The organism is Micromonospora sp. WMMC264 (genome assembly GCF_027497275.1).
Lineage (GTDB): Bacteria > Actinomycetota > Actinomycetes > Mycobacteriales > Micromonosporaceae > Micromonospora > Micromonospora chalcea.
This window is the reverse complement of record NZ_CP114907.1, coordinates 2,726,088-2,748,734: the sequence shown is the minus strand read 5'-3', so window position 1 is coordinate 2,748,734 and position 22,647 is coordinate 2,726,088. Positions and strand designations below refer to the sequence as shown.

The following is a 22,647-nucleotide window of genomic DNA, read 5'->3' as shown; positions in this document are numbered from 1 at the left end:
CGACGTGAATGAACACCGGTCACGCCCGGGCGGCCGGCAGGTGAACTCCGCCGGGGCGCGGGTATGCGTGCGGCCGAGCCGGAAAGGGGTCGAGCATGCAGCTGTCCTTCCTGCGCCCGCTCTACAACCGTCCCGGGCCCTGGTGCTCGGTGTACATGGACGCCTCCCGCGACACCCAGGACGCGCGAGCGCAGGTCGACCTGCGCTGGCGGGCCCTCAAGGGCGATTTGCTGAGCCAGGGCGCCGACCCGGTCACCGTCGAGGCGGTGGAGGAGGTCGTCCGCCGGCACCAGCCGATGCCCGGCGACTACGGGATCGCTGTGTTCGCCACCCGGGGCCGCGTGGTGCTCACCGAGTACCTGTCCGCGCCGCCGCTGCGTGACCTGGCGAGCTGGTCGGCGCTGCCGCACACCATGCCGCTCGTGGCCCAGCGCGGCGAACAGGTGGCCTGGGTGCGGGTGCTGGCCGACCGGACCGGCGCGGACGCGATGGCGGTCAGCGCCGGCGGCGTGCCGCGCCGCGCCCACGTCACCGGCGGACAGAGCCGGCAGCTGCGGCGCGTACAGCCGGGCGGCTGGTCACAGTCCCGCTACCAGCGCGCCGCCATGGAGGCGTGGCACCAGAACGCCGGCGACGCCGCCGCGGCCACCGCAGACCTGGCCGAGCGGGTCGGCGCGGACGTCGTGGTGGTGGCCGGGGACATCCGCGCCACCGGCATGATCGCCGCCCAGCTGCCGGAACGGTGGCAGGACGTGCTGGTCCGCACCGACGCCGGCGCCCGCGACGTCGGCGCGGACGACACGCTGATGGACGACATCACGGCGCAGACCGTCGCCGAGGTCGCCGACCGGCGCGTCACCGCCGCCCTGGACCGCTTCGGCGTGCAGGAGGACGTCGGGGCCGGCCTCGACGCCGTGGTCTCCGCGCTGCAACGCAACCAGGTCGACACCATGCTCATCGTGGACGACCCGTCCGCCGACGGCGAGCTGTGGGTGGGCCCCGAGCCGACCGAGATCGCCACCGACCCGGGGCAGCTGTCGGACATGTCGGTGGCCGACCCCCAGCGGGTACGCGCCGACGCCGCGCTGCTGCGCGCGCTGATCGGCACCGACGCGGACCTGACGGTGCTCGCGCCCGAGGAGGCGCCGGAGCTGACCGACGGGGTCGGCGCGGTTCTGCGCTACGTCGACGCGAGCACGCCCGGGCGGGGTAATGGCTGAGCGCATCGTCGCCGACCTGGTGGTCGAACGCCTGCGGGCCTGGCGGGTGCCGCGGGTCTTCGGCTGTCCGGGCGCGGCGATCGCCCCGCTCGTGGGCGCGCTCGACGACGCGGGCGGGGACCCGGCGTTCGTCCCCGCCCGGCACGAGGAGACCGCCTCGTACATGGCCACCGGGCACGCGAAGTTCACCGGCGGCGTCGGGGTGTGCCTGGCCACCCAGGGGCCCAGCGCGGTGCACCTGCTCAACGGGCTCTACGACGCCAAGCTGGACAGCAAGCCGGTCGTCGCGATCGTCGGCGAGGACGTCACCGGCCCGCTCGGCGGCGCGCACGAGGAGATCGGGCTGAGCCGGCTCTTCGGCGACGTGTGCAACCAGTTCGTCCGCTACGGCCGCCGCCCGGAGCAGGTGCCGGCGCTGCTGGACCAGGCGTTCCGTACCGCCGCCGCGACGCGCAGCCCGACCTGCGTGGTGCTGCCGCGCGCGTTGCAGGTCACCGCCGTACCGGACCTGCTGCCGCAGACCGCCGGAGTGGTCACCGCGACGCCCGGCGAGCCGCTGGCCCGGGTGCTGCCGCACGACGCCGACCTGGACGCCGCCGCCTCGCTGCTGGGCAGCGGGCAGCGGGTGGCGATGCTGGTCGGCCAGGGCGCGCACGGCGCGGCCGAGGAGATCGTCGCGCTCGCCGACCGGCTCGGCGCGGGCGTGGCCACGTCGCTGCTGGGCAAGCCGGTGCTGGACGAGCGGCTGCCGTTCCACACCGGCGTGCTCGGCGAGGTCGGCACCACCGCCGCCGCGCAGCTCATGGGCGGCTGCGACACGCTGCTGATGATCGGCACCAACGATCCGTGGACCGACTGGTTCCCGATGCCCGGCCAGGTACGCACCATCCAGATCGACATCGACGGCCGGCGCGTCGGCACCCGCTACCCGGTGGACGTGCCGCTCGTCGGCGACACCGCCGAGACGCTGCGGGCACTGCTGACCCGGGTGCCCGACCAGCCCCACCGCGAGTGGCGCGGCATGGTGGAGAAGATGGTGGACCGGTGGCGGGAGACCGCCGCCGAGCGGGCCGCCACGCCCGCCGAGCCGGTCAACCCGCGGCTGGTGCTCCACGAGCTGTCCGCCCGGCTGCCCCGGCACGCCTCCGTCGCCGTCGACGTTGGCTCGGTCGTCTACTGGTACGCCCGGCACCTGGAGCTGCCACCGGGGGTGCAGGCGCGGCTGTGCGGCACGCTCGGCTCGATGGGCTGCGCGCTGCCGTACGCGGTCGCGGCCAAGCTGGCCCGCCCGGACGAGCCGGTGATCGCGCTGCTCGGCGACGGCGCGATGCAGCTCAACGGCCTGGCTGAGCTGATCACGGTGGCACACCACTGGACGCGGTGGCGCGATCCCCGGCTGATCGTGCTGGTGCTGAACAACCGGGACCAGTCCGGTGTGGGCGGCGGGCGTACGCCCGGGGGACGACGCTCCGACGTGCCGTACGCCGGGTGGGCGCGCCTGCTCGGGCTGCACGGCGTACGGGTGGACCGGCCGGACCTGGTCGGCGCCGCCTGGGACGAGGTGCTCGCGGCCGACCGGCCCGCCGTGCTGGAGGCGGTGGTGGACCCGTCCACGCCGCTCGACGTGCCCGAGCCGGCGCTGGCCGACCTGCGCGGCCTGGTCGCCGACGGGGACGCCGCCCGCCGGGTGCGGGAACGGGTGATCCAGACCGAGGCCATCGCGGCCGACGAGATCGTCTAGCGGCATCCGGGCGGCCCACCCTCTCTACCCTCGCGATCTTGCAGTTCCGGCCCCCTGAGTGCCCGGTTCAGGACGGTTTTCCGGGGACCGAAGTGCAAGATCGCGGGGGAGGTGGCAGGGGGGTCAGCGCTCGCGGTCGCCGGGGCGGCCCGGAGACGTCTCGATACTCGGGCGTGACCAGCGCGAAGTCGTTGCGTTCCGGCGGCGGTCCGTCCCGGTACGGGGGTGATGGTCGCCGCCGGGGTGCTCCCGTCGTCGGGCATGCGCCGTGCAGTGCCCGTCCCGGTCCGGCCCATACCCGCCCGTGACGGCGGGCGCGCGGCGCGACGGCGTACCTGGGTGCCGCGGGCGGTGCGGCCACCGGGCGGGCCTTGGTCCTGCCCCGTGGGGAGATGCCCCGTTTAGACCCCAGAGGGACGGGAAGCCGGGCCGCGTGGTGAGCGAACGAGTCGAACGGGCCGGCGGCGCGGGACTGCCCGCCGAGCGGGTGGTGGCGGCCGGCAGCGCCGCCCGGACCCTGGTCGCCGCGACCGCCCGGGCGCTGCGCGGCGACGACTGCGGCGACCTCGGCCACCCGGGCGCGCTGTCGCGCCTCGGTGGCGCGCCCGAGCCGGTACGCCGGGCCGCCGCGTCGCGGGCCGCCGGGCGGGCCGCGCTCACCGCCGCCCAGATCGCCGCCGTGGACGCCGAGCGGGTGGCCGGATGGTTCACCGGACAGTACCCGGACCGGCGCTGGCCCGGCGTGGTGCTCGGTTCACCGCACGGCGCCGCCGCCCACCTCGCGGTGGCGCTCGGCGTGCCGTGGTTGCCGGCCGGCTTCGAGATCACCGCCCGGTGGAGCCGGGGGGCGGTGGACCGCCCGGACGCCGCGTACGCGCACGGCGCCACGCTGGCCGCCCGGCTGCTCGACGCCAATCCGCGCGTGCACGTACGCCAGGTGCACTGCCCGGCGAGCCGGGGCGCGGCGGCGGGCGCGGTGGTGACGTTCGCGGTGCGCTGGCGCACGCTGCCGAAGGCGTACGCGCGTTTCCTGGCCGACCGGCTGGAACCGGCCGCGCCGGTGCTGCTGCTGCACGACGCCCGCACCTGGCCGGTGCGCGACGGCGGCGACGGGCACAGCTTCCAGACCGGCTGCCCGGCCGGCGGGCTGGACCCGGTCGACTTCCACCCGGACGCCCGCGCGCTGGGTCAGGTGCTGCGCGGCGCCGGCGGGGACGAGTCGCGCTGGGTCACGCCGGAGGTCACCGTCGCGGGCGCGTTCGCCGAGCACGGTGTGGAGTCCGGTTTCGAGCACGACGCCCGGTCTGCGGGGGACCGGCACGGGCACCCGCTGCACCGGGTCGTGGTGCCGCAGCCGGACGCGCTGAGCGCGGTGACCGCCGACCTGTACCGGCGCTGGCTGCGGCGGGCCGGCAAGACCGGGGACCGGCTGGTGGTGGAGTGCGGGCGGCTGCTCGATCCGGGGCAGGTGCTGCGGGCCGGCCTGGTGCCCTACTGGTGCGAGAACGCCACCGCGCGCCGGGTCGCCGGCGTCGAGTGGTGGCTGGCCGGCAGCGAGCCGTTCAGCTCGGTGGACGTGCTGCCCGAGCCGCCCGGCCTGCGCTCGCCCGCGCACGCGGGCCTGCCCCAGTGGCTGGCGGTGGCCGGTTTCGGGCGCAAGCGGCGGGCCCTGGACCGGGGTGCCGCCCGCGGCTACCCGGTCGCCTCGGTACCCACCCGACGTGCCACGGAGGTGTTGCGCAACCAGCCCTGCGACCTGCCCACGCCGCCGCCGCTGCGGGCGGCCGAGGCCCTCACCGCGCTGCGTGACGCGGGCGCGCACCAGGGCCTGCTGGTCTGCTGAACCGCCGTCGGGACCGGCTGCCGGGCAACCTGGCGAAACTTCCTCGCGATCCTGCGGTCCGTGATTGAGTACCTACGGAGCGGGAAGACCGCTCGCCGCGGAACGGCCCACGACGCCGTGCGGCGGACGGCCACCGCCTTCGACGTACTCCGTCACGTAACCCAACTTCCTCACCCGGTGCGTGGTCCGACCACGCGCACGACCGGTTACGACCGGGCGGGGACCTTCGGCGAGGGGGGCGCGGATGTTCGGACAGACCACCACACCCACACCACCGACCACCGACCGGGGTCTGGAGGACCTGGACGCCGCGGCGCTCGCGTACGCGGCCCGGATCGAGGGACTGCCACCGGAACGGCGGCAGGAGGCGCGGGACGACCTGGTCCGGTTCGCGCTGCCGTTCGCCGGCCGGCTGGCCCGGCGCTACCGGGGACGCGGCGAGCCGCTGGAGGACCTGGAACAGGTGGCCCGTCTCGGGCTGGTCAACGCCGTCGACAGGTACGACCCGGAACGGGGCTCGTTCACCGCGTACGCGGCGATCACCATCGTCGGCGAGATCAAACGGCACTTCCGTGACCGCACCTGGGGCGTGCACGTGCCGCGCCGGTTGCGCGACCTGATCCTCGAGGTCGGGCAGGCCACGGCGACGCTCACCAGCGAGCTGTCCCGCGCCCCCACGGTGGCGGAGCTGTCCGCCCGGCTGGAGACGCCGGAGGAGGAGATCCTCGCCGCGCTGGAGTCGGCCGCCGGCTACAGCCCGGCGTCGCTGAACGCGCCGGTCGGCGGGGAGAGCTCGGCCGAGTTCGGTGACCTGGTCGGCGAGTCCGACCACGCGCTGGAGTCGGTGGACGACCGGGTCACGGTCAGCGGCCTGCTGCACCGGCTGCCCTGGCGGGAGCGCCGCATCCTGGCGATGCGCTTCTACGGCAACCAGACCCAGGCGGAGATCGCCGCCCGGTTCGGCATCTCGCAGATGCACGTGTCCCGGCTGCTGTCGCGGGCGCTGACCTGGCTGCGTCAGGCGATGCTGGCCGAGGCGCCGCCGCCCTGGCAGAACGGCGCCGCCGAGGCCGAGCCGGCGAAGGCCCGCATCTCGGTGAAGCAGAACGGCGACCGGGTGGTGGTCGAGGTCGGCGGCGAGGTCGACCGGGCCGGCGCGGACCAGCTGCGCCGGGCCGTGCTCAAGGCGGTCACCGGGCAGCCCCGCGAGGTGGTGGTGGACCTGGTCGGCGCGGGTGGCTTCGACGCCGGCGGGATCGCCGCGCTGATGGCCGGGCGGGACGCCGCCGCGCGTACCGGGGTGCCGCTGCGGCTGACCCGGGTGCAGCCGGCGGTGCGCCGCTCGCTGACCGCTGCCGGACTGCCGGCCGCCGACTGACCCGCCGCACGCACGTACCGCGCCGGCTCCCACCACGGGAGCCGGCGCGCGGCGTACGCGACGGGGGCCGGCACCCGCACGGCGCCGGCCCCCGTCGGGTGTCTCAGTTCTCCGGGGTGTCCCCGTGCCCGCGCGGGTGCCGCCACCTGTCGTTGGGCTGGTCGTCGCGCTCGGCGTTGAGCGCGCTGTCCTCCGGCTCGTCGGTCTCCTCGAAGCTGGGCCGGCGTACCTCCTCCGGCACCGGCACCTCCACCGGCCGGGCGCCGGACTGCGGAGCGGGCTGGTAGTCCACCGCCTCGGGCGCCCCGTACGCGCCGCCGGCCGACGGGGACTCCGGCAGGTGCCGCTCGTGGCGCAGCTCCTCGCGGAAGCTCTGCGGCGGCTTGGTGGTGCGCTGCGGCAGGTCGCGGCCCAGGTCGGAGACGAGCGGGCCGTACTTGAGGTCGAACGCCGGCCGCTCGGAGCGGATGCGCGGCATCCGGTCGAAGTTGCGCAGCGGCGGCGGGCACGTGGTGGCCCACTCCAGTGAGTTGCCGAAACCCCACGGGTCGTCCACGGTGACCATCGCGCCGTACCGCCACGACTTCCAGATGTTCCAGATCACGAACAGGGTGGACGCGCCGAGGACGAACGAGCCGATGCTGGAGATCGTGTTCAGCGTGGTGAAGCCGTCACCGGGCAGGTAGTCGGCGTACCGGCGGGGCATGCCTTCGTTGCCGAGCCAGTGCTGCACCAGGAACGTGGCGTGGAAGCCGACGAACATGGTCCAGAAGTGCATCTTGCCCAGCCGCTCGTCGAGCAGCCGCCCGGTCATCTTCGGGAACCAGAAGTAGAGCCCGCCGAACGCGGCGAACACGATGGTCCCGAACATCACGTAGTGGAAGTGCGCCACCACGAAGTAGCTGTCGGTGACCTGCCAGTCCAGCGGCGGGCTGGCCAGCAGCACCCCGGTCAGGCCGCCGAGCAGGAACGTCACCAGGAAGCCGACGGCGAACAGCATCGGCGTCTCGAACGTGATCTGTCCCTTCCACATGGTGCCGATCCAGTTGAAGAACTTCACGCCGGTCGGCACCGCGATCAGGAAGCTCAGGATGCTGAAGAACGGCAGCAGCACCTGCCCGGTGGCGAACATGTGGTGCGCCCAGACCGTCATCGACAGCACCGTGATGGCGATGGTGGCCAGCACCAGGCCGGTGTAGCCGAAGATCGGCTTGCGGGAGAACACCGGAATGATCTCGGTGATGATGCCGAAGAACGGCAGCGCGATGATGTAGACCTCGGGATGGCCGAAGAACCAGAACAGGTGCTGCCACAGCATCGGCCCGCCGGTCGTCGAGTCGTACACGTGCGAGTGCAGGAGCCGGTCCGAGGCCAGCGCCATCAGCGCGGCCGCCAGCAGCGGGAACACGAAGATCACCAGCACGCTGGTGAGCAGCGCGTTCCAGGTGAAGATCGGCATCCGGAACATGGTCATGCCCGGGGCCCGCAGCGTCACGATCGTGGTGATCAGGTTGACCGCGCCCAGGATCGTGCCCAGGCCGGACACGGCCAGGCCGACCACCCACAGGTTCCCGCCGACGCCGGGGGAGTGCTGCGCGGTGCTCAACGGCGTGTACGCGGTCCAGCCGAAGTCCGCCGCGCCGGCCGGGGTGGCGAACCCGCCCACGACCATCAGCGCGCCCAGGAAGTAGAGCCAGTACGCGAACGCGTTCAGCCGGGGGAACGCCACGTCGGCGGCGCCGATCTGCAGCGGCACCAGGTAGTTGGCGAACCCGAAGAACAGCGGCGTCGCGAACAGCAGCAGCATGACCGTGCCGTGCATGGTGAACATCTGGTTGTACTGCTCGGGCGAGACGATCTGCATCCCCGGCCGGGCCAGCTCCGCCCGGATGACCAGCGCCAGGATCCCGCCGACGATGAAGTACGCGAACGACGTGATCAGATAGAGCAGGCCGATCTGCTTGGCGTCGGTGGTGCGCAGCAACCGCCACAGCGCGTTGCCCTTCACCGCTTCCCGTACGGGCCCGGGGAAGCCCCCGAACCGGGCCGGCGCGAGGATCGCGGGCCCCCGGTCTCGTGCCGGTTCCGTGACTACCCGCTTGGGCATGGCATCTCACCCCGTGTGACGACAGACAGGACGGGCGGGCGTACCCGGCCCACTGCCCATGTAACCAGGCGAGAGCGGAGAATTCGGTCAATTAGCGGGGAGCATGGCCCAGACGACCTTGCCGGCGCCGACCGGGGTGCTGCCCCAGCGCTGGGTCAGCTCCCGCACCAGCATCAGCCCACGGCCCCCCTCGGCGCGCGGGTCGCGGCTGGTCGCGGCGCGCGCGTCGGCCGGGCTGCCGTCCATCACCGCCACCCGCAGGTACGGCCGGCGCAGCGTCAGCGTCACCTGCATCGGGGTGCCGGCGTGCCGCACCACGTTGCCGACCAGCTCGCTGAGCACCAGCGAGGCCGGGCCGGCCAGCTCCGGCACGTTCCACCTGCCGCACGCCTCGGTGACCAGCTCCCGCGCCCGCCGGCAGGCCCCGGCCACCGGCTCCAGCCGCGCCCGCAGCCGGGGCGCCGAATCCGCGCCGGCCAGCGCCGCCGCCTCGGCGCAGTCCCGGCGCACCGGCACCACCCGGCAGGCGGTGGTCTCGTTCAGCCAGGCCGCCGTCTCGGCGCAGGGCGCGGCGAGCACCATCGGCACCGCCGGCCAGTCGGCTGCGCGCCGCGCGGCGGCGGCGAAGACGGACAGCGCCAGCGGCTCGCCGACCTCGATCTCCTCCAGGTCGACCACCAGGGCGTCCGGCTGCGCGGCGAGGCACCGGTCCAGCACCTCGTGCACCGCGCGCATCGTGCCCAGGTCGAGCGCGCCGGCCAGCCGTACGACAGTGACCGGCGACTCGTCGCGGACCTCGCACCTGATCCGGGTCACCATCGCCGTCCTCGTTTCCGTTTCGTCGGGGAGGGTTGCCCGGCCGCGGCGGTCGCCGCCTCCCGCAGCCGGAGGACTACGGACGTACCCGGGCCCCCGGCCCCCGAAACCGGGCATCCGGGCCGCCGGGGCGCAGGTCAGCGGCGGTCGCCGCGTCGCGACGCGAGCAGCCCCAGGACCAGCATGGCGGCGCCCAGCAGCAGGTGCAGCCAGGCGTCGGCGCGGTTGACCGCCAGCACGTTCGCCGCGTCGCGCCGGTCGACCGCCAGGCCGGTGAGCCACAGCGCCAGGTAGACCGCCCCGGCACCGACCAGGAACGCGCGGGCCCCGGCGACGGTACGGGCCAGCGCCAGCCCGGCCACCCCGAGGACCAGGTGCACCAGGTTGTGCACGACCGAGACCTGGAACAGCCCCAGCAGCCGGGCGCCCGACCCCGGGCCGGCGAAGCGCAGATCCGCGTAGTCGCTGGTGATGCCGGGCACGAAGCCCAGCGCGCCGAGCAGCAGCAGGAGCACGGCGAACCCGGAGGCGATCCGGCGCACCGGCGCCCGGCCGTCGGCCGGGTTGCGGCGCGCCCGGGAGTGCGCCATCGAGTTCGTCACGCCGGCCTCCTCGCCACGCGGGGAGCGACGGTTTCCCGGGCCCGGCGCGGGCAAACGCCGGGCCGGCGGCGTACGTCAGGCGGGCTGCAACGGCTGCGCCGCGCCCTGGCGGACCCGCTCGTACAGCTCCAGGTAGCGCTGCGCCATCCGGGCCGGGGTGAACCGGCGCGCCGCCTCGCGCCGGCACTCGTCCGGCTCCAGGCCGCCGGCGGCGAGAACCAGGTCGCCCAGTTCCTCCTCGACGCCGGTGAGCAGGCCGGTGCGGCCGTGCTCGACCAGCTCCGGCAGGCAGCCCCGGGCGGTGGCCACCACCGGCGTGCCCAGCGCCAGCGACTCGACCACAGCGGTGCCGCCCGGCTCCTCCCAGCGCAGCGGGAACAGCGACGCCCGCGCCGAGGCGACCAGGTCGTCGCGGTCCCGCCCGGCCACCGTGCCGACCCAGCGCACCCGGTCGCCGTCGACGTACGGCGCGACGTGGTCGTGGAAGAAGCGCACGTCCGGGTTCTGCCGCGCCTCGTCGCCGGCCGCGGCGAGATCCTCCGGCCGGTGGTACGGCCCGACCGGCCCGGCCAGCACCAGCGGGAAACCGGCCTCGTGGGCGAGCCGCGCGCCCAGGTCCTGCCCCTTGCCCGGGTTGATCCGGCCGAGGATCACCACGTGGTCGCCCTTCGCCACCGAGGCGTGCCGGTCCGCGTCCACCGCGAGCGGGGTGGACAGGTGCACGTGCCCCACCGAGTGCGCGCGCAGCGCCTCCGGCGCGCGGGCCAGCTGCGACGCGGACACGCCGTTGACCCGTACCCGGTCGCCGCCGTCGAGGTTGCCGTACAGCTCGGGGTGCTTGGCCAGGTCCCAGTGCAACGTGTGCAGCGCGGGCGGGGCGTCCGGGCCCATCGCCGCGAGCGTGGCCAGCCCGACCGCCTCCACGTGGTCGTGCACCAGGTCGATGTCGTCGCGGGCGTGCAGCGCCCGCACCACCCCGGACAGGTGCGCCTGGGACACGCCGCAGACCTGGTTGTACGGCCGTTGCAGCGCGTGGAACTGGCCGTCCGGGAAGACCGCGATCTTCTCGTCCACCGGCAGCGTGCTGCTCTCCACCGAGGCCAGCACCACCCGTACGCCCAGTCGGCGCAGCTCCGGCACGAGCGTGGCCACCACGTTCTCGATCCCGCCGTAGCCGGGCGGCGGCACGGACAGCCACGGACCGGCGTTCATCAGCACGGTGAGCGTCATGCGTTGTTCCTCCTCGCGCTCACGCGGCCGCGACCCGGCGGCGGCGCGGGATGCGGTGCCGCAGTTGCGCCAGCGGCGGGCGCTCCTGCACCGACACGTCGTTGACCACGACCTCGCGGTCCAGGTTGGGCAGCGCCTCCGAGCCGCCGCGGCGGAACTGGGTCAGCAGCGCGCCCGGCATCACCCCGGGCGCCGCCCAGCCGCGCCGTTGCAGCCGCGACCAGGCGGTCAGCATGATCTGCGCGGACATCCGGCCCAGCGCCGCGGTGTCCTGGTGCCGGTGCTTGCGCTCGCCCAGGTCGACCTGGGCCAGCGCGTCCAGCCCGACCAGCTCCAGCAGGTCGATGAGCATGGCTGTCTCCACCCCGTACCCGGTGACGAACGGCACCCGCTCCAGCACCCGGCGGCGACCGGCGTACTCGCCCGCGAGCGGCTGCACGAAGCCGGCCAGCTCCGGCCAGAACAGGTTGAGCAGCGGCCGGGCCATCAGCTCCGTCACCCGGCCGCCGCCGTCGGGCTCCACGCTCGTCGCGCCGACCAGCGGCCGGTGGTAGAAGCCCTTGACGAAGTCCACGCTCGGATCGGTGAGCAACGGCCCGAGCAGCCCGGTCACGAAGTGCGGCCGGAACTCGCGCAGGTCGGCGTCGACGAACGCGACCACGTCCCCCTCGGCCGCCGCCAGCCCGGCCCAGAGCGCGTCACCCTTGCCGGTCAGCCGGGGCAGCCCGCGCGTCATCGCGTCCTGGCTGACCACCTCGGCGCCGGCCGCGCGCGCCACCTGCGCGGTCCGGTCGGTGGACCGGGAGTCGACCACGATCAGCTCGTCGACCAGCTGCACCCGGTCCATCAGGTGCTCCCGGACCGTCGCCACGATCGCGCCGACTGTGGCCTCCTCGTTGCGTGCCGGCAGCACCACGCTGACCCGGCTGTTTCCCTTTGCCCGGACCAGTCGCTGCGCCGGCCAGTCGGCGGCGGTGCTGGTGCGGTACGTGGCCCACGCCTCCACCACAGGTGAGACGGTCGAATCTGATTCCCGCACGGGCACCCCCATTAGTGGTGGAATCGCGAACCATGGTTTTCCCAATCCCGCATCCGCGCTAACCGGATCTTGCCTGACAACCTGATCACCAGGTGCGTACCGGGCGGTTCCGGGCAGATGAACGTTGCGTTGCGCCCCTCGGCGGCGTTTCGGGCGCGGCCGCCGCGGGGAGTGGTGACCGCAGTCTTCCAGTCGTGGCGAGAGGGTTGGTCGGATGCGTACCTGCCGGGTGGGACTGGTCGGAGCCGGCGGGGTGGCGCAACGCCACGCCCGGGTGCTCACCGGCTTCGAGGACGTGGAGCTGCTCGGCGTGACCGACGTCGCGCCGGACGCTGCGAAGGCGCTCGCCGGCACGTACGGCGGCCGGGTGTTCCGCGACGTGGAGGAGCTGCTCGCGGCCGGACCGGACGCGGTGTACGTCTGCGTGCCGCCGTTCGCCCACGGCCCGGTCGAGGAGGCGGTGGTCGCCGCCGGGGTGCCGATGTTCGTGGAAAAGCCGGTGGCGCTGGACCTGGAGACCGCCGAGCGGGTCGCGGCGCTGGTGGAGCAGCGCGGGCTGCTCACCGGCGTCGGGCACCACTGGCGCTACCTGCACGTGGTGGCGGAGGCGCGGCGGCTGCTCGCCGGCCGCCCGGTGCGGATGGTCAACGGCGCCTGGCTGGACAAGGTGCCGCCGGTGGCCTGGTGGGCGCGGCGGGACCGCTCCGGCGGCCCGGTGGTCGAGCAGGCCGCGCACGTGCTGGACCTGGTCCGGCTGCTGGCCGGCGAGGCGGTCGAGGTGAGCGCGTACGGCGACGGCAGCCCGCCGCCGGTCGACGGCGCCGACATCGACTCGGTGACCGCGGCCACGCTGCGCTTCGGCTCCGGCGCGGTCGGCACGCTCGCCGCGTCGTGCGTGCTGGGCTGGAAGCACCGGGCCGGCGTGGAGATCCTCGCCGACGGGCTGGCGCTGTGGCTGGCCGAGGACGGCCTGACCGTCCGCGACGGCGACGGCGAGCGGCACCTGCCCGCCGACCCGGACGGCGCGCGGATCGCCGTCGACCGGGCCTTCATCGACGCCGTTCGTGGTCTCGGCGACGACGTCCGGGTGCCGTACGCCGAGGCGCTGCGCACCCACCGGCTCGCGCTCGCGGTGGCCGAGTCGGCGCGTACCGGCCGGCCGGTGGCGCTGCCCACCGGGCCGGCGTCGCGGCTGACCGCGCCGGTCGTGGACGCGGGGGTGGGCGTCGATGCGTGACCGCGTGGTGGTGGTCGGCGGCCCGGGCCGGGTCGAGCTGGCCGAACTGGACGCGCCGGAGCTGCGCGAGGGCACGTTCCGGGTGGAGACGCTCTACAGCGGCGTGTCCGCCGGCACCGAGCTGAGCTTCGTCAAGGGCACCAACCCGTACCTGCACGTCACCTGGGACGCCGCGCTCGGACTGTTCCGGCCCGGCGGGGCGAGCACGCCGTACCCGGTGACCCGGCTCGGCTACATGCAGGTCGGGCGGGTGGTGGAGAGCCGTACCCCGGCCGTCGCGGTGGGCGAGGTCGGGGCCATGACGTACGGGCACCGCAGCGGCTGGGTCGCCGACCCGCTCACCGAGCGGTTCGTGCCGCTGCCCGACGACCTGGACCCGCTGCTCGGCGTGTACGTCGCGCACATGGGCCCGATCTGCGCCAACGGGCTGCTGCACGCCGCCGCCGACCTGTGCGGCGCCGACGTGCGCACGCTCGGCGACGGGGTACGCGGTCGCCGGGTGGCGGTGGTCGGCGGCGGCGTGGTGGCGCTGCTGACCGCGCTGTTCGCCCGCCGCCACGGCGCCGCCTCGGTGGTCGTGGTCGACCCGACGCCGGCCCGGCGGCAGGTCGCCGAGGCGCTCGGCCTGGACACGCTCGACCCGGACGCGGACGACCCGGCGGTGGTGCTCAAGACCCGGTGGAACCACGCGGCCGGGGACCGGGGCGCGGACGTGGTCTTCCAGTGCCGCGGCCAGGACTGGGCGCTGCAACTCGCGCTGCGCCTGCTGCGACCGCAGGGCACGGTGATCGACCTGGCGTTCTACCAGGCCGGTGCGGACGCGGTCCGGCTCGGCGAGGAGTTCCACCACAACGGGCTGTCGCTGCGGTGCGCGCAGATCGGCCGGGTGCCGCGCGGCCTGGCCCCCACCTGGGACCGCGAGCGGTTGTCCGCGGAGACGGTGGAGCTGCTGCGCCAGTACGGCGACATGATCCGCAAGCACCTGATCTCCGCCGTGGTCCCCCTGGACGAGGCCCCCGCCCTGCTGACCGACCTGGCCCAACGCCGCCGCACCGAACTCCAGGCAATCCTGACCCCCTGACCCCCCCTTTTCCAGGGCGTCGATCATGAGGTTGGCGGCGACAAAACGGACGCCGGACGCCGCCAACCTCATGATCGACGGAAGCGGACGGGGCGGGCGGAACCCGGCGCGCGGCGGGCGGGGGTCACAATCGGCTCCGGTTCGCGTACCGTTGCCGCTCATGGGTGTGTCGCAACGGTTGAAGACCAGGTTCCGCCGGTTCCTCCAGCGCCCGGGGACGACTGTCGACCTGGCTCCGCTGGAGAAGCTGCTGCCGGCGATCGAGGCGCGCGAGGCTGACCTGGAGAAGCTCTCCGACGCCGAGCTGACCGAGGCCGCCGGCCAGGCGTCGGGGTACGAGGAGATCTGCGCCATCGGGCGCGAGGCGGCCCGGCGCGGGCTCGACCAGCGCCCCTACGACGTGCAGCTGCTCGGCGCGATGGCGCTGCTGTCCGGCAAGGTCGCCGAGATGGCCACCGGTGAGGGCAAGACGCTCACCGCGACCGTCGCCGCGTACGGCCACGTGCGGCTGGGCAACGGCCCGGTGCACGTGCTCACCGTCAACGACTACCTGGCCCGCCGCGACGCCGAGTGGATGACGCCGGTCTACGACCTGCTCGGGCTCAGCGTCGGCTGGGTCAACGAGGCGTCCACGCCCGACGAGCGGCGCGCCGCGTACGCCTGCGACGTCACCTACGTCTCGGTCAGCGAGGCCGGCTTCGACTTCCTGCGCGACCAGCTCGTCACCGACCTGGCCGACCGGGTGCAGCCGCCGCTGAAGACCGCGATCGTGGACGAGGCCGACTCGATCCTGATCGACGAGGCCCGGGTGCCGATGGTGCTGGCCGGCGCGGTCGGCGGCGAGCAGGACCCGGTGCACGCCGCCGCCGCGCTCGTACGCGGGCTGCGCAAGGGCAAGCACTACACGGTCGCCGAGGACGGCCGCAGCGTCGCCTTCACCTCGGTCGGCCTGGCCACCGTCGAGGCCAAGCTCGGCGGCATCGACCTGTACGACGAGGAGCACGTCGGGCAGCTCTCCGCGGTGAACGTGGCGCTGCACGCGCACGCCCTGCTGCACCGCGACGTGGACTACATCGTCCGGGACGACTCGGTCGAGCTGATCGACGAGATGCGCGGCCGGGTCGCCCAGCGCCGCCGCTGGCCCGACGGGCTGCAGGCCGCGGTCGAGGCGAAGGAGGGCCTGGACGCCACCGCCGAGGGCGAGGTGCTGGGCACGATCACCGTGCAGGCGTACATCGCGCTCTACCCGACGGTCTGCGGGATGACCGCGACCGCGGTGCTCGTCGGCGACCAGCTCCGCGAGTTCTTCGGCCTCGAGGTCGCGGTGATCCCGCCGAACACCCCCTGCGTCCGCGAGGACGAGCCGGACCGCATCTACGCCACCCGCGCCGAGAAGGAGGAGGCGCTGGTCGACGAGATCACGCGCTGCCACGAGGCGGGGCGGCCGGTGCTGGTCGGCACGCTCGACGTCAAGGAGTCCGAGGGGCTGGCCGCCGCGCTGAACGCCGCCGGCGTGTCGTGCGTGGTGCTCAACGCCAAGAACGACGACGAGGAGGCCGGGATCATCGCGGAGGCCGGCGCGTACGGCGCGGTGACGGTCTCCACGCAGATGGCCGGCCGGGGCGTCGACATCCGGCTGGGCGGCAGCGACCAGGCCGACCGGGACCGGGTGGCCGAGCTGGGCGGTCTCTACGTGATCGGCAGCGGCCGGCACGACAGCCGCCGGGTCGACGACCAGCTCCGCGGCCGGGCCGGGCGGCAGGGCGACCCGGGCGGGTCGGTGTTCTTCGTCAGCCTGGAGGACGACCTGGTGGTCCGGCACGCCGGCGACACCGTGCCGGCCTCGCCCCGGATGAACGCCGACGGCCTGGTCACCGACCCGCAGGTCGACTACGCGGTGGAGCACGCCCAGCGCGTCGCCGAGGGCGTCAACCACGAGATCCACCGCAACACGTGGCGCTACAGCCAGGTGATCGAGCAGCAGCGCAAGGCGCTCGCCGAGCGCCGGGAGCGGCTGCTGACCAGCGACATCGCCGCGCTGATGCTGCTGGAGCGGGTGCCGGAGAAGGCCAGCGAGATGGACGAGGACCTGCTCGCCGACGTGGCCCGCAAGATCGCCCTCTACCACCTGGACCGGCTCTGGGCCGACCACCTGGCCGAGCTGTCCGAGGTCCGCGAGGGCGTGCACCTGCGGGCGCTGGGCCGGCTCGACCCGCTCGACGAGTTCCACCGCAGCGCGGTGCCGGCGTTCAACGCGCTGGTGCCCGAGATCGAGACGCGGACCGTGGCCACGTTCGAGGAGACCGAGTTCGACGAGGGCTGGGAGCCGGACTCGTCGAAGCTGGTGCGGCCGAGCGCCACCTGGACGTACCTCGTGCACGACAACCCGTTCGGCTCGGAGCTGGACCGGCTGATCGCCTCGGTGGGCCGGCGGCTCATCTCCGGGTCGCGCTGACCCGCGCGGAAAGGCCCTTCCCGGCGCGACCGGGAGGGGCCTTTTTGCGCGGTTTCGCCCGCGGTCTGGGAGGGTAGTAGGCCGAGGCCCGGCCACAGGAGGGACGGACATGGGACAGGCAACGGCGCCGAGCGGGGACATCGGGTGGACGGTGGAGGCCACGGCCCGGTGAACCTCGACACGCGCCAACCCATGATCGACAACCTTGGTGTGCTGGAGACCGCCGCGCTGCTGCGCGAGCTGACCGCCGGACTGATCGGCGCGGCCGGGTTCGACGAGGCGCTGGACCGCCTGGTCCGCATCGCCCGCGACGCCGTACCGGCCGTGGACAGCTGCGGCTTCACCGCGCTGCGCGCCGGTGAGCCCGCCGGCGTGGCCGCCTCCGATCCGGAGCGGGCCGAGCTGGACGACCTGCGGCACGGCCCGGACACGCCCGCGATGACAGCGATCCGCCGCCGGGAGATGATCACCGCGGGCGGGCTGTCCGGCGACCCGCGCTGGCCGGTCTGGAACGAACGGGCCCGCGCCCTGGGGGTGCACGGGGTGATCTCCGCGCCGGTCGACATCGACGAACAGGTCATCGGCGCGATCAACCTCTACGCCGACTCGCCCGACGCGCTGACGCCCCGGCACCAGCTCACCGCGATGCTCCTGGCCGAGCACGCCGGGCTGCTGCTGGCCGCCGCGCGCGACCGCGAGCGGGCGGCCACCCGCGCCGGTCAGCTCGACGACACGCTGCTGGCCGAGGGGGTGGTCGGGCAGGCCGTCGGCGTGATCATGACACAGCGCGGCTGTCCCGCCCCGGAGGCCCTGCGGGTGCTGCGCAGCGCGGCGTCCTCGCTGGACATCCCGCTGCGCGAGGTCGCCGAGCGGCTCGTGCTGACCGTCTCCCGGCCCCGGGACAACTGAGCGACAGTCGTTTCACCCCGCGGCGCCTCGGGTAGCACTCTGGACTGGTGAGCTGCGCGGACCTGGGGAGGAAGCGATGCAGAGCCGTCTACGGGTGCAGGGGCACCCCATCCAACCGATGCTGGTGACGTTCCCGTTCGGCCTGTTCGTCTGTGCCGCGGTCTTCGACCTGGCCGACGTGGCGGGCGGTCCGGCGTTCCTCGGTGAGGTGGGCTACTGGACCGCGGTGGCCGCGCTCGTCGCGGCCGGGCTCACCACCGTCGCCGGAATGGTCGACCTGTGGGACGTGCGGGCCGGCCGGACCAGCCGGACGGTGCTGATGTTCAACCTCGTCAACGCCGTGATGGCGGCGCTGTTCCTGCTCTCCTGCCTGATCCGGGCGAGCGCGCCGCAGCGGGGCGCGACCGGTGTCCTGCTCGCCGCGGAACTCGTGGCGCTCGCCGTCGGCGCGGTCGGCGTGGCCCTGGGCGCGCGGCTGATGCAGCAGTTCGACCGGGTCACCGAGCCGGCCGGGTTCGAGCCGTTCGCCGACGTGCCCGCCGGTGCCACAGTCGAGATCGCCCGCCCGCGCCCGTACTGACGCCGGCCGAAATCCGTTGCCGCGGTCGGCGCGGAGCGGCAGGCTCGCGGGCATGGTCGGGACGTTCGAGGAACTGGTAGCCGAAGCCGAGGCGGCGCCGGTCGAGGGCTGGGGCTTCGACTGGCTGCGCGGCCGCGCCACCGAGGAGCGCCCGCCCTGGGGGTACGCGCGACTGGTCGGCGAGCGGATGGCCGCCGTGAAGGCGGCGCTGGACATCGACACCGGCGGGGGAGAGGTGCTGGCCGAGGTGCCCGCGCCGCCGCCGCTGCTGGTCGCCACCGAGGCGTGGCCGCCGAACGTGCCGGTGGCCCGGCGCAACCTTCGCCCGCTCGGCGCGACAGTGGTGCGGGTGGGCGACCGCCCGCCGCTGCCGTTCCGGGACGCCGCCTTCGACCTGGTGGTGAGCCGTCACCCGGTGCACACCTGGTGGGACGAGGTGGCCCGGGTGCTGCGGCCCGGCGGCGCCTACCTGTCCCAGCAGATCGGCCCCGGCACGATGCGGGAGCTCAGCGAGGCGATCCTCGGGCCGCTGCCGCCGCCGGAGCACCGCCACCCGGAGGTGGCGGTCGCCGACGCGCGGGCCGCCGGGCTGAACGTCGTCGACCTGCGCGAGGCCACGCTGCGTACCGTCTTCCACGACATCGGCGCGGTGGTCTGGTTCCTGCGCAAGGTGGTCTGGACGGTGCCCGGCTTCACCGTGGGCCGCTACACCGACGAGCTGCGCCGCCTGGACGAGCGGATCCGCGCCGACGGACCGTTCGTCGCGTACGCCCGCCGCTTCCTCATCGAGGCGCGCCGGGGCTGAGCGGGCCGCGCCGGTGGGCGGCGGCGTGGTGCGCGGCCAGCACGTCGGCGCCGAAGTCACCGGCCGGGCGGCGCAGCACTGTGTGCGCGTGGTTGCCGTCGTCGGTGGTGTTGTCGTACTCGATCAGCAGGTCCTCGCCCTGCACCCGGTAGTAGTGCCGCCGGCCCGGCTCGACCGGCCCGGCCCAGGCGAAGTGCAGCTCGCCGCCGTCGAGCCGCTCGGCCTCCCGGGCCGCCAGTTCCGGCGGGAGCCGGTCCAGGTAGAGCGCGACCAGCCGGTCCAGCAGCGCCCGGCCGGTCGGCCGCAGCCGCCCCCGGGGTACGCCGGGCGGGTCGAGCCGGCCGGGGGCGGTGGCCCGGGTGGCGCTGATGATGTCGGCGGGCGCCTCGTCGGCGATGATCGCGGCGGACCGGCCGCCCGGACCGAGCGCGTCGAGCAGCTCGCGGGCCAGGTCCTCCTCCGGGCCGAGCGGCCGGGTCACCGGGCGGCCGGCGTGCCGGACGGTGGCCGGGTTCGCGCCGAGGAAGACCGGCGCGGGGGAGACCCGGTCGTCGGCGACGGTCATGCTCACCGACAGGTGGTGTCCCTCGAACCGCCAGGCCCAGTCGTCGTCGCGGTCCGGGTCGCCGAAGACGGCCACCCAGTAGTCGCCGCTGTGCCGTCCGCGCCGCCAGTTCTCGGCCCGGTCCAGCACCTCCTCCAGCGCCATCACGGTCATGGCCTGCGCGTACGCGGCCGGGCTGAGCGCGGTGGCGAGCAGCCGGTGGGCGGCCTTGCGGGCGTCGACGTCCAGGCCGGCGAGCGCGACGCCGGGCCGGGGCCGTGGCCGGTACTCCAGCCAGCGCCGGGCCGGCTCGTCGTCGAAGGCGTGCCGGGCGGCGTCGCGGGCCGGCTCGTCCAGCGCGGCCAGGAACGCCGCCGCGGCCGCGCGCATCTGCTCGGGTACGGGATCCTCCACCGTCTCTGTATACCGCCTGGGGCTCACTCGCGGCGCAGCAGCGCCAGCATGTCCGGCAGCTCGAAGAACCGGGCGGTCTCGACCGCCGACGGGCCGCCGTGGTCCGGGTCGGCGCCGGCGTCCAGCAGCGCGCGGACCGCCGCCTCCTGACGCCGGAACACCGCCGCGGCGAGCGCGGTCTGCCCCCTGTCGTTCACCCGTGCCGGGTCGGCGCCCCGGGCCAGCAGCGCGGCCACCGTGTCCGGGTGGGCGTGGTACGCGGCGAGGATCAGCAGCGTGTCGCCCTTGGCATTGGTGAGGTTGACCGGTAGCCCGGCGTCCACGTTGGCGGCCAGTTCCTCGGTGGCGCCGGCCCGGGCCAGGTCGAACATCCGGTGGGCGAAGGCGATGGTCTCGTCGTCGAGTTCGTCGGGCATCCGCCCAGGCTATGGCGTCGCGGCCGGACGCGCCTGGTAGCTTGCGCAGCCGGGCACGGGAGGCGCGCGCATGGACGATCGGGTGTACGTGGGCAACGCGGCGGTGGACGGCGCGACCGACGCGGGCTGGCTGCTGGGCCACTTCAAGCCGGCCGGGGACGTGCGGCACAGCACCGACGTCGAGGTGAAGTGGGGCGTGCACCCGGCGGGGGAGAGCCGGTCCCGGTGGGCCACGGGTGAGCGGCGCACCGCACTGCTGGTGCTGATCAGCGGCGCGTTCCGGATCGAGCTGCCGGACCGCACGGTGGTGTTGCGCGCGCCCGGTGACTACGTGGTGTGGGGCCGGGGCGTGGACCACTCCTGGTACGCCGAGCGGGAGTCCACGGTGCTCACCGTCCGCTGGCCGTCGGTGCCCGGTTACAAGGTGGATCCGCCGGTCCTGCGCTGAGCCGCGAGCCGGCGTCCCAGCATCTGGTATTACCTACTTAACCGATAGGCTTTGCCGTCTAAGCTGTGCGGGTACATCCGCTCCGCACCGTGAGGACGTCCCGCCGATGACCAGCACCGCTCCCGCCGATCTGCTCGCCGTCGCCGCCCGCTGGGCCGACCCGGACGGCTGGCCGGTGCCGCTGTGCTTCGACGCGTCCGAGCGGTGGTACGCCCGCCTGGACGCCGGCGACGAGCACGAGGTGTGGGCGCTGAGCTGGCTGCCCGGACAGGGCACCGGCCTGCACGACCACGGCGGCAGCGCCGGCGCGTTCCTGGTCGTGGCCGGCGTGCTCACCGAGGAGACGGTCAGCGGCGCGCGGCTGCGCCCGCACCGGCTCGCCGCCGGCGCCGGGCGGCGCTTCGGCGTACGGCACGTGCACCAGGTCACCAACCACGGCGACCAGCCCGCCGTGAGCGTGCACGTCTACCGGCCGGCGCTGACCCGGATGACCCGCTACCGCCTCGTCGCCGGCCGGCTCCGGATCGCCGAGGTGGCCGAGGCCGGCGTGGCCTGGTGACCCACCCCCGCAACCCCGACGAACGGAAGGACGCCACGATGGCGCAGACCCCCACCACCGCAACCGAGCGCTGTCCGGCTCCGCCACCCGGCTCGCGGGGCATCGACGAGATCCTCGCCGCCGCCCGGGCCCGCCTGCGCCGCCTCGACCCGGAACAGGCGCACCTGGCGTGCCGGGCCGGGGCGCTGCTGGTGGACATCCGCCCGGCCGCCCAGCGCGCCGCGCAGGGCACCGTGCCGGGCGCGCTCGTCGTCGAGCGCAACGTGCTGGAGTGGCGCTTCGACCCGCGCTGCGCGGCCCGGCTGCCGCAGGCCGTCGACTACGACGTGCCGGTGATCGTGCTCTGCCAGGAGGGCTACACCTCGTCGCTGGCCGCCGCCGCGCTCCAGGACATCGGCCTGCACCGGGCCACCGACGTCGTCGGCGGCTTCGCCGCCTGGCACATCGCCGGACTGCCCACGCTCGGTCCAACCCCGCCGACCCGACCCTCGTCCGCCGCGCCCCCGGTCACCGCCGGTGGGGCGCTCCGCTGACCGTCCCGCCACACCGGCGGGGCGGGGCGACCGCCCGCACAGGAGGCTCCCATGTCCGTCGTCGCCCTCACCACCCGTCCGGCCCGATCGGGCCGCCCCGACCGGGCAGTGCCGCCCCGGCCGCGTACCGCGCCGACCGTGACCATCACCCTCGACCTGGGCGCCGGCCCACTGACGCCGGGCCTGGCCCGCCTGGCCGAGCTGCTGGACGAGCTCGCCGCCTCCGGCGAGGCGCTGGTGAGCCCGGACGAGCACCGGGCCGCCCGTACCGTGCTCGACCTGCGCCGCGCCGCCGCCGCGCCACCGCCACCGGCCGGCGGCGGCGTGCGCATCCTCACCGGCACCCGCCGGGTCCGGCTCGGCGACACCGAGATCACGCTCACCCGCATCGAGTACGACCTGCTGCTCTTCCTCGCCGAGCACCCGCGCCGGGTGTTCACCCGGCTGCAACTGCTCGCCAACGTCTGGGGCTACGAGCACGCGGTGGCCCGCACCGTCGACGTCCACGTCCGCCGGCTGCGGGCCAAGTTCGGGCCGGACACGCCGCTGGTCACCACCGTCTACGGCGTCGGCTACCGCCTCGCCGACGACGCCGCGATCACCGTCGACCGCGACGCCTGACCCGCACTTCCCGCACGCGGCGCACCCGGAGAACCGGGTGCGCCGCGTTCACGTTCAGGACGCATCCGC

The 22,647-nt window shown here is 74.8% G+C and carries 21 protein-coding genes; 14 read left to right on the top strand and 7 right to left on the bottom strand.

The genetic code is table 11. The annotated features are described in order from the left end of the window. The first annotated feature begins 95 nt into the window (after window positions 1–95). The 4 genes from O7542_RS11770 to O7542_RS11755 all read left to right on the top strand — a co-directional run bounded on the left by O7542_RS11770 (window position 96) and on the right by O7542_RS11755 (window position 6,182). Window positions 96–1,220, top strand: a complete 1,125-nt coding sequence (locus tag O7542_RS11770) for a Vms1/Ankzf1 family peptidyl-tRNA hydrolase (RefSeq protein WP_030504049.1) — start codon at window positions 96–98, stop codon at window positions 1,218–1,220. Further along, on the top strand, window positions 1,213–2,961 hold the full coding sequence (locus tag O7542_RS11765) for a thiamine pyrophosphate-binding protein (RefSeq protein ID WP_187693678.1): 1,749 nt from the start codon (window positions 1,213–1,215) through the stop codon (window positions 2,959–2,961). The genes O7542_RS11770 and O7542_RS11765 overlap by 8 nt, the downstream gene beginning before the upstream one ends. 433 nt (window positions 2,962–3,394) lie before the next feature. After that, window positions 3,395–4,804, top strand: coding sequence for a hypothetical protein (locus O7542_RS11760; protein ID WP_281606209.1), 1,410 nt, complete (start codon window positions 3,395–3,397; stop codon window positions 4,802–4,804). 244 nt (window positions 4,805–5,048) lie between these two features. Then, complete coding sequence (locus O7542_RS11755) at window positions 5,049–6,182, top strand: SigB/SigF/SigG family RNA polymerase sigma factor (protein ID WP_064446137.1); 1,134 nt, start codon at window positions 5,049–5,051, stop codon at window positions 6,180–6,182. A 103-nt stretch (window positions 6,183–6,285) separates the two neighbouring features. Here the strand turns inward: O7542_RS11755 and ctaD are convergent, their stop codons facing one another. The 5 genes from ctaD to O7542_RS11730 all read right to left on the bottom strand — a co-directional run bounded on the left by ctaD (window position 6,286) and on the right by O7542_RS11730 (window position 11,976). Then, a complete protein-coding gene (gene ctaD / locus O7542_RS11750) occupies window positions 6,286–8,289 on the bottom strand; it encodes a cytochrome c oxidase subunit I (RefSeq protein WP_043324493.1) in 2,004 nt (667 codons plus the stop codon). A gap of 87 nt (window positions 8,290–8,376) precedes the next feature. Continuing rightward, a complete protein-coding gene (locus O7542_RS11745) occupies window positions 8,377–9,108 on the bottom strand; it encodes an ATP-binding protein (RefSeq protein WP_043324490.1) in 732 nt (243 codons plus the stop codon). A gap of 134 nt (window positions 9,109–9,242) precedes the next feature. Next, window positions 9,243–9,695, bottom strand: a complete 453-nt coding sequence (locus O7542_RS11740) for a DUF4383 domain-containing protein (RefSeq protein ID WP_043330186.1) — start codon at window positions 9,693–9,695, stop codon at window positions 9,243–9,245. Window positions 9,696–9,782: 87 nt separating this feature from the next. Next, the gene (locus tag O7542_RS11735) at window positions 9,783–10,937 is read right to left on the bottom strand and encodes a glycosyltransferase (protein WP_281606208.1); all 1,155 of its coding nucleotides are present in this window, start codon (window positions 10,935–10,937) and stop codon (window positions 9,783–9,785) included. Window positions 10,938–10,956: 19 nt separating this feature from the next. Continuing rightward, on the bottom strand, window positions 10,957–11,976 hold the full coding sequence (locus O7542_RS11730) for a glucosyl-3-phosphoglycerate synthase (protein ID WP_043330185.1): 1,020 nt from the start codon (window positions 11,974–11,976) through the stop codon (window positions 10,957–10,959). A gap of 214 nt (window positions 11,977–12,190) precedes the next feature. Between O7542_RS11730 and O7542_RS11725 the strand changes: the two genes are divergently transcribed. From O7542_RS11725 to O7542_RS11700, 6 genes are all read left to right on the top strand, one after another. Beyond that, a complete protein-coding gene (locus O7542_RS11725; protein ID WP_281606207.1) occupies window positions 12,191–13,213 on the top strand; it encodes a Gfo/Idh/MocA family oxidoreductase in 1,023 nt (340 codons plus the stop codon). Beyond that, window positions 13,206–14,294 carry a zinc-binding alcohol dehydrogenase gene (locus tag O7542_RS11720; protein ID WP_281606206.1) on the top strand — a complete coding sequence of 363 codons (1,089 nt, stop codon included), beginning with the start codon at window positions 13,206–13,208 and terminating at the stop codon, window positions 14,292–14,294. The genes O7542_RS11725 and O7542_RS11720 overlap by 8 nt, the downstream gene beginning before the upstream one ends. Before the next feature lie 160 nt (window positions 14,295–14,454). Next, entirely contained in the window at window positions 14,455–16,749 is a 2,295-nt protein-coding gene (gene secA2, locus O7542_RS11715; RefSeq protein WP_210885156.1) for an accessory Sec system translocase SecA2, read from the top strand. Window positions 16,750–16,941: 192 nt separating this feature from the next. Further along, entirely contained in the window at window positions 16,942–17,658 is a 717-nt protein-coding gene (locus O7542_RS11710; RefSeq protein ID WP_205796412.1) for a GAF and ANTAR domain-containing protein, read from the top strand. A 76-nt stretch (window positions 17,659–17,734) separates the two neighbouring features. Beyond that, the gene (locus O7542_RS11705) at window positions 17,735–18,238 is read left to right on the top strand and encodes a DUF2231 domain-containing protein (RefSeq protein WP_281606205.1); all 504 of its coding nucleotides are present in this window, start codon (window positions 17,735–17,737) and stop codon (window positions 18,236–18,238) included. A 52-nt stretch (window positions 18,239–18,290) separates the two neighbouring features. Beyond that, window positions 18,291–19,043 (top strand): class I SAM-dependent methyltransferase, encoded by a 753-nt coding sequence (locus O7542_RS11700; protein WP_064446130.1) that lies wholly within the window; start codon window positions 18,291–18,293, stop codon window positions 19,041–19,043. Here the strand turns inward: O7542_RS11700 and O7542_RS11695 are convergent. Together O7542_RS11695 and O7542_RS11690 are read right to left on the bottom strand one after the other, a co-directional pair. After that, window positions 19,021–20,001 carry a DUF3500 domain-containing protein gene (locus O7542_RS11695; protein ID WP_281606204.1) on the bottom strand — a complete coding sequence of 327 codons (981 nt, stop codon included), beginning with the start codon at window positions 19,999–20,001 and terminating at the stop codon, window positions 19,021–19,023. The genes O7542_RS11700 and O7542_RS11695 overlap by 23 nt on opposite strands. A gap of 23 nt (window positions 20,002–20,024) precedes the next feature. Further along, window positions 20,025–20,417: an ankyrin repeat domain-containing protein gene (locus tag O7542_RS11690; RefSeq protein WP_064446128.1), complete on the bottom strand. Its 393-nt coding sequence runs from the start codon at window positions 20,415–20,417 to the stop codon at window positions 20,025–20,027. Between the two features lie 70 nt (window positions 20,418–20,487). Here O7542_RS11690 and O7542_RS11685 point away from each other — a divergent pair, with 70 nt between their 5' ends. From O7542_RS11685 to O7542_RS11670, 4 genes are all read left to right on the top strand, one after another. Further along, complete coding sequence (locus tag O7542_RS11685; protein ID WP_064446127.1) at window positions 20,488–20,865, top strand: hypothetical protein; 378 nt, start codon at window positions 20,488–20,490, stop codon at window positions 20,863–20,865. Window positions 20,866–20,971: 106 nt separating this feature from the next. Next, window positions 20,972–21,424 carry a cysteine dioxygenase family protein gene (locus O7542_RS11680; protein WP_166456070.1) on the top strand — a complete coding sequence of 151 codons (453 nt, stop codon included), beginning with the start codon at window positions 20,972–20,974 and terminating at the stop codon, window positions 21,422–21,424. 38 nt (window positions 21,425–21,462) lie between these two features. Then, window positions 21,463–21,957 (top strand): rhodanese-like domain-containing protein, encoded by a 495-nt coding sequence (locus O7542_RS11675; protein ID WP_281606203.1) that lies wholly within the window; start codon window positions 21,463–21,465, stop codon window positions 21,955–21,957. A 51-nt stretch (window positions 21,958–22,008) separates the two neighbouring features. Continuing rightward, a complete protein-coding gene (locus O7542_RS11670) occupies window positions 22,009–22,578 on the top strand; it encodes a winged helix-turn-helix domain-containing protein (protein WP_043324471.1) in 570 nt (189 codons plus the stop codon). Window positions 22,579–22,647 lie beyond the last annotated feature (69 nt).

Excerpts from the sequence above, each read along its gene's own strand:
- O7542_RS11720 (WP_281606206.1), top strand. The coding sequence starts at position 13,206 with ATGCGTGACCGCGTGGTGGTGGTCGGCGGCCCGGGCCGGGTCGAGCTG.
- O7542_RS11700 (WP_064446130.1), top strand. The coding sequence starts at position 18,291 with ATGGTCGGGACGTTCGAGGAACTGGTAGCCGAAGCCGAGGCGGCGCCG.
- O7542_RS11740 (WP_043330186.1), bottom strand. The coding sequence starts at position 9,695 with ATGGCGCACTCCCGGGCGCGCCGCAACCCGGCCGACGGCCGGGCGCCG.
- O7542_RS11685 (WP_064446127.1), top strand. The coding sequence starts at position 20,488 with ATGGACGATCGGGTGTACGTGGGCAACGCGGCGGTGGACGGCGCGACC.
- O7542_RS11690 (WP_064446128.1), bottom strand. The coding sequence starts at position 20,417 with ATGCCCGACGAACTCGACGACGAGACCATCGCCTTCGCCCACCGGATG.
- O7542_RS11770 (WP_030504049.1), top strand. The coding sequence starts at position 96 with ATGCAGCTGTCCTTCCTGCGCCCGCTCTACAACCGTCCCGGGCCCTGG.
- O7542_RS11745 (WP_043324490.1), bottom strand. The coding sequence starts at position 9,108 with ATGGTGACCCGGATCAGGTGCGAGGTCCGCGACGAGTCGCCGGTCACT.
- ctaD (WP_043324493.1), bottom strand. The coding sequence starts at position 8,289 with ATGCCCAAGCGGGTAGTCACGGAACCGGCACGAGACCGGGGGCCCGCG.
- O7542_RS11710 (WP_205796412.1), top strand. The coding sequence starts at position 16,942 with ATGATCGACAACCTTGGTGTGCTGGAGACCGCCGCGCTGCTGCGCGAG.
- secA2 (WP_210885156.1), top strand. The coding sequence starts at position 14,455 with ATGGGTGTGTCGCAACGGTTGAAGACCAGGTTCCGCCGGTTCCTCCAG.
- O7542_RS11680 (WP_166456070.1), top strand. The coding sequence starts at position 20,972 with ATGACCAGCACCGCTCCCGCCGATCTGCTCGCCGTCGCCGCCCGCTGG.
- O7542_RS11735 (WP_281606208.1), bottom strand. The coding sequence starts at position 10,937 with ATGACGCTCACCGTGCTGATGAACGCCGGTCCGTGGCTGTCCGTGCCG.
- O7542_RS11675 (WP_281606203.1), top strand. The coding sequence starts at position 21,463 with ATGGCGCAGACCCCCACCACCGCAACCGAGCGCTGTCCGGCTCCGCCA.
- O7542_RS11670 (WP_043324471.1), top strand. The coding sequence starts at position 22,009 with ATGTCCGTCGTCGCCCTCACCACCCGTCCGGCCCGATCGGGCCGCCCC.
- O7542_RS11765 (WP_187693678.1), top strand. The coding sequence starts at position 1,213 with ATGGCTGAGCGCATCGTCGCCGACCTGGTGGTCGAACGCCTGCGGGCC.
- O7542_RS11725 (WP_281606207.1), top strand. The coding sequence starts at position 12,191 with ATGCGTACCTGCCGGGTGGGACTGGTCGGAGCCGGCGGGGTGGCGCAA.
- O7542_RS11755 (WP_064446137.1), top strand. The coding sequence starts at position 5,049 with ATGTTCGGACAGACCACCACACCCACACCACCGACCACCGACCGGGGT.
- O7542_RS11705 (WP_281606205.1), top strand. The coding sequence starts at position 17,735 with ATGCAGAGCCGTCTACGGGTGCAGGGGCACCCCATCCAACCGATGCTG.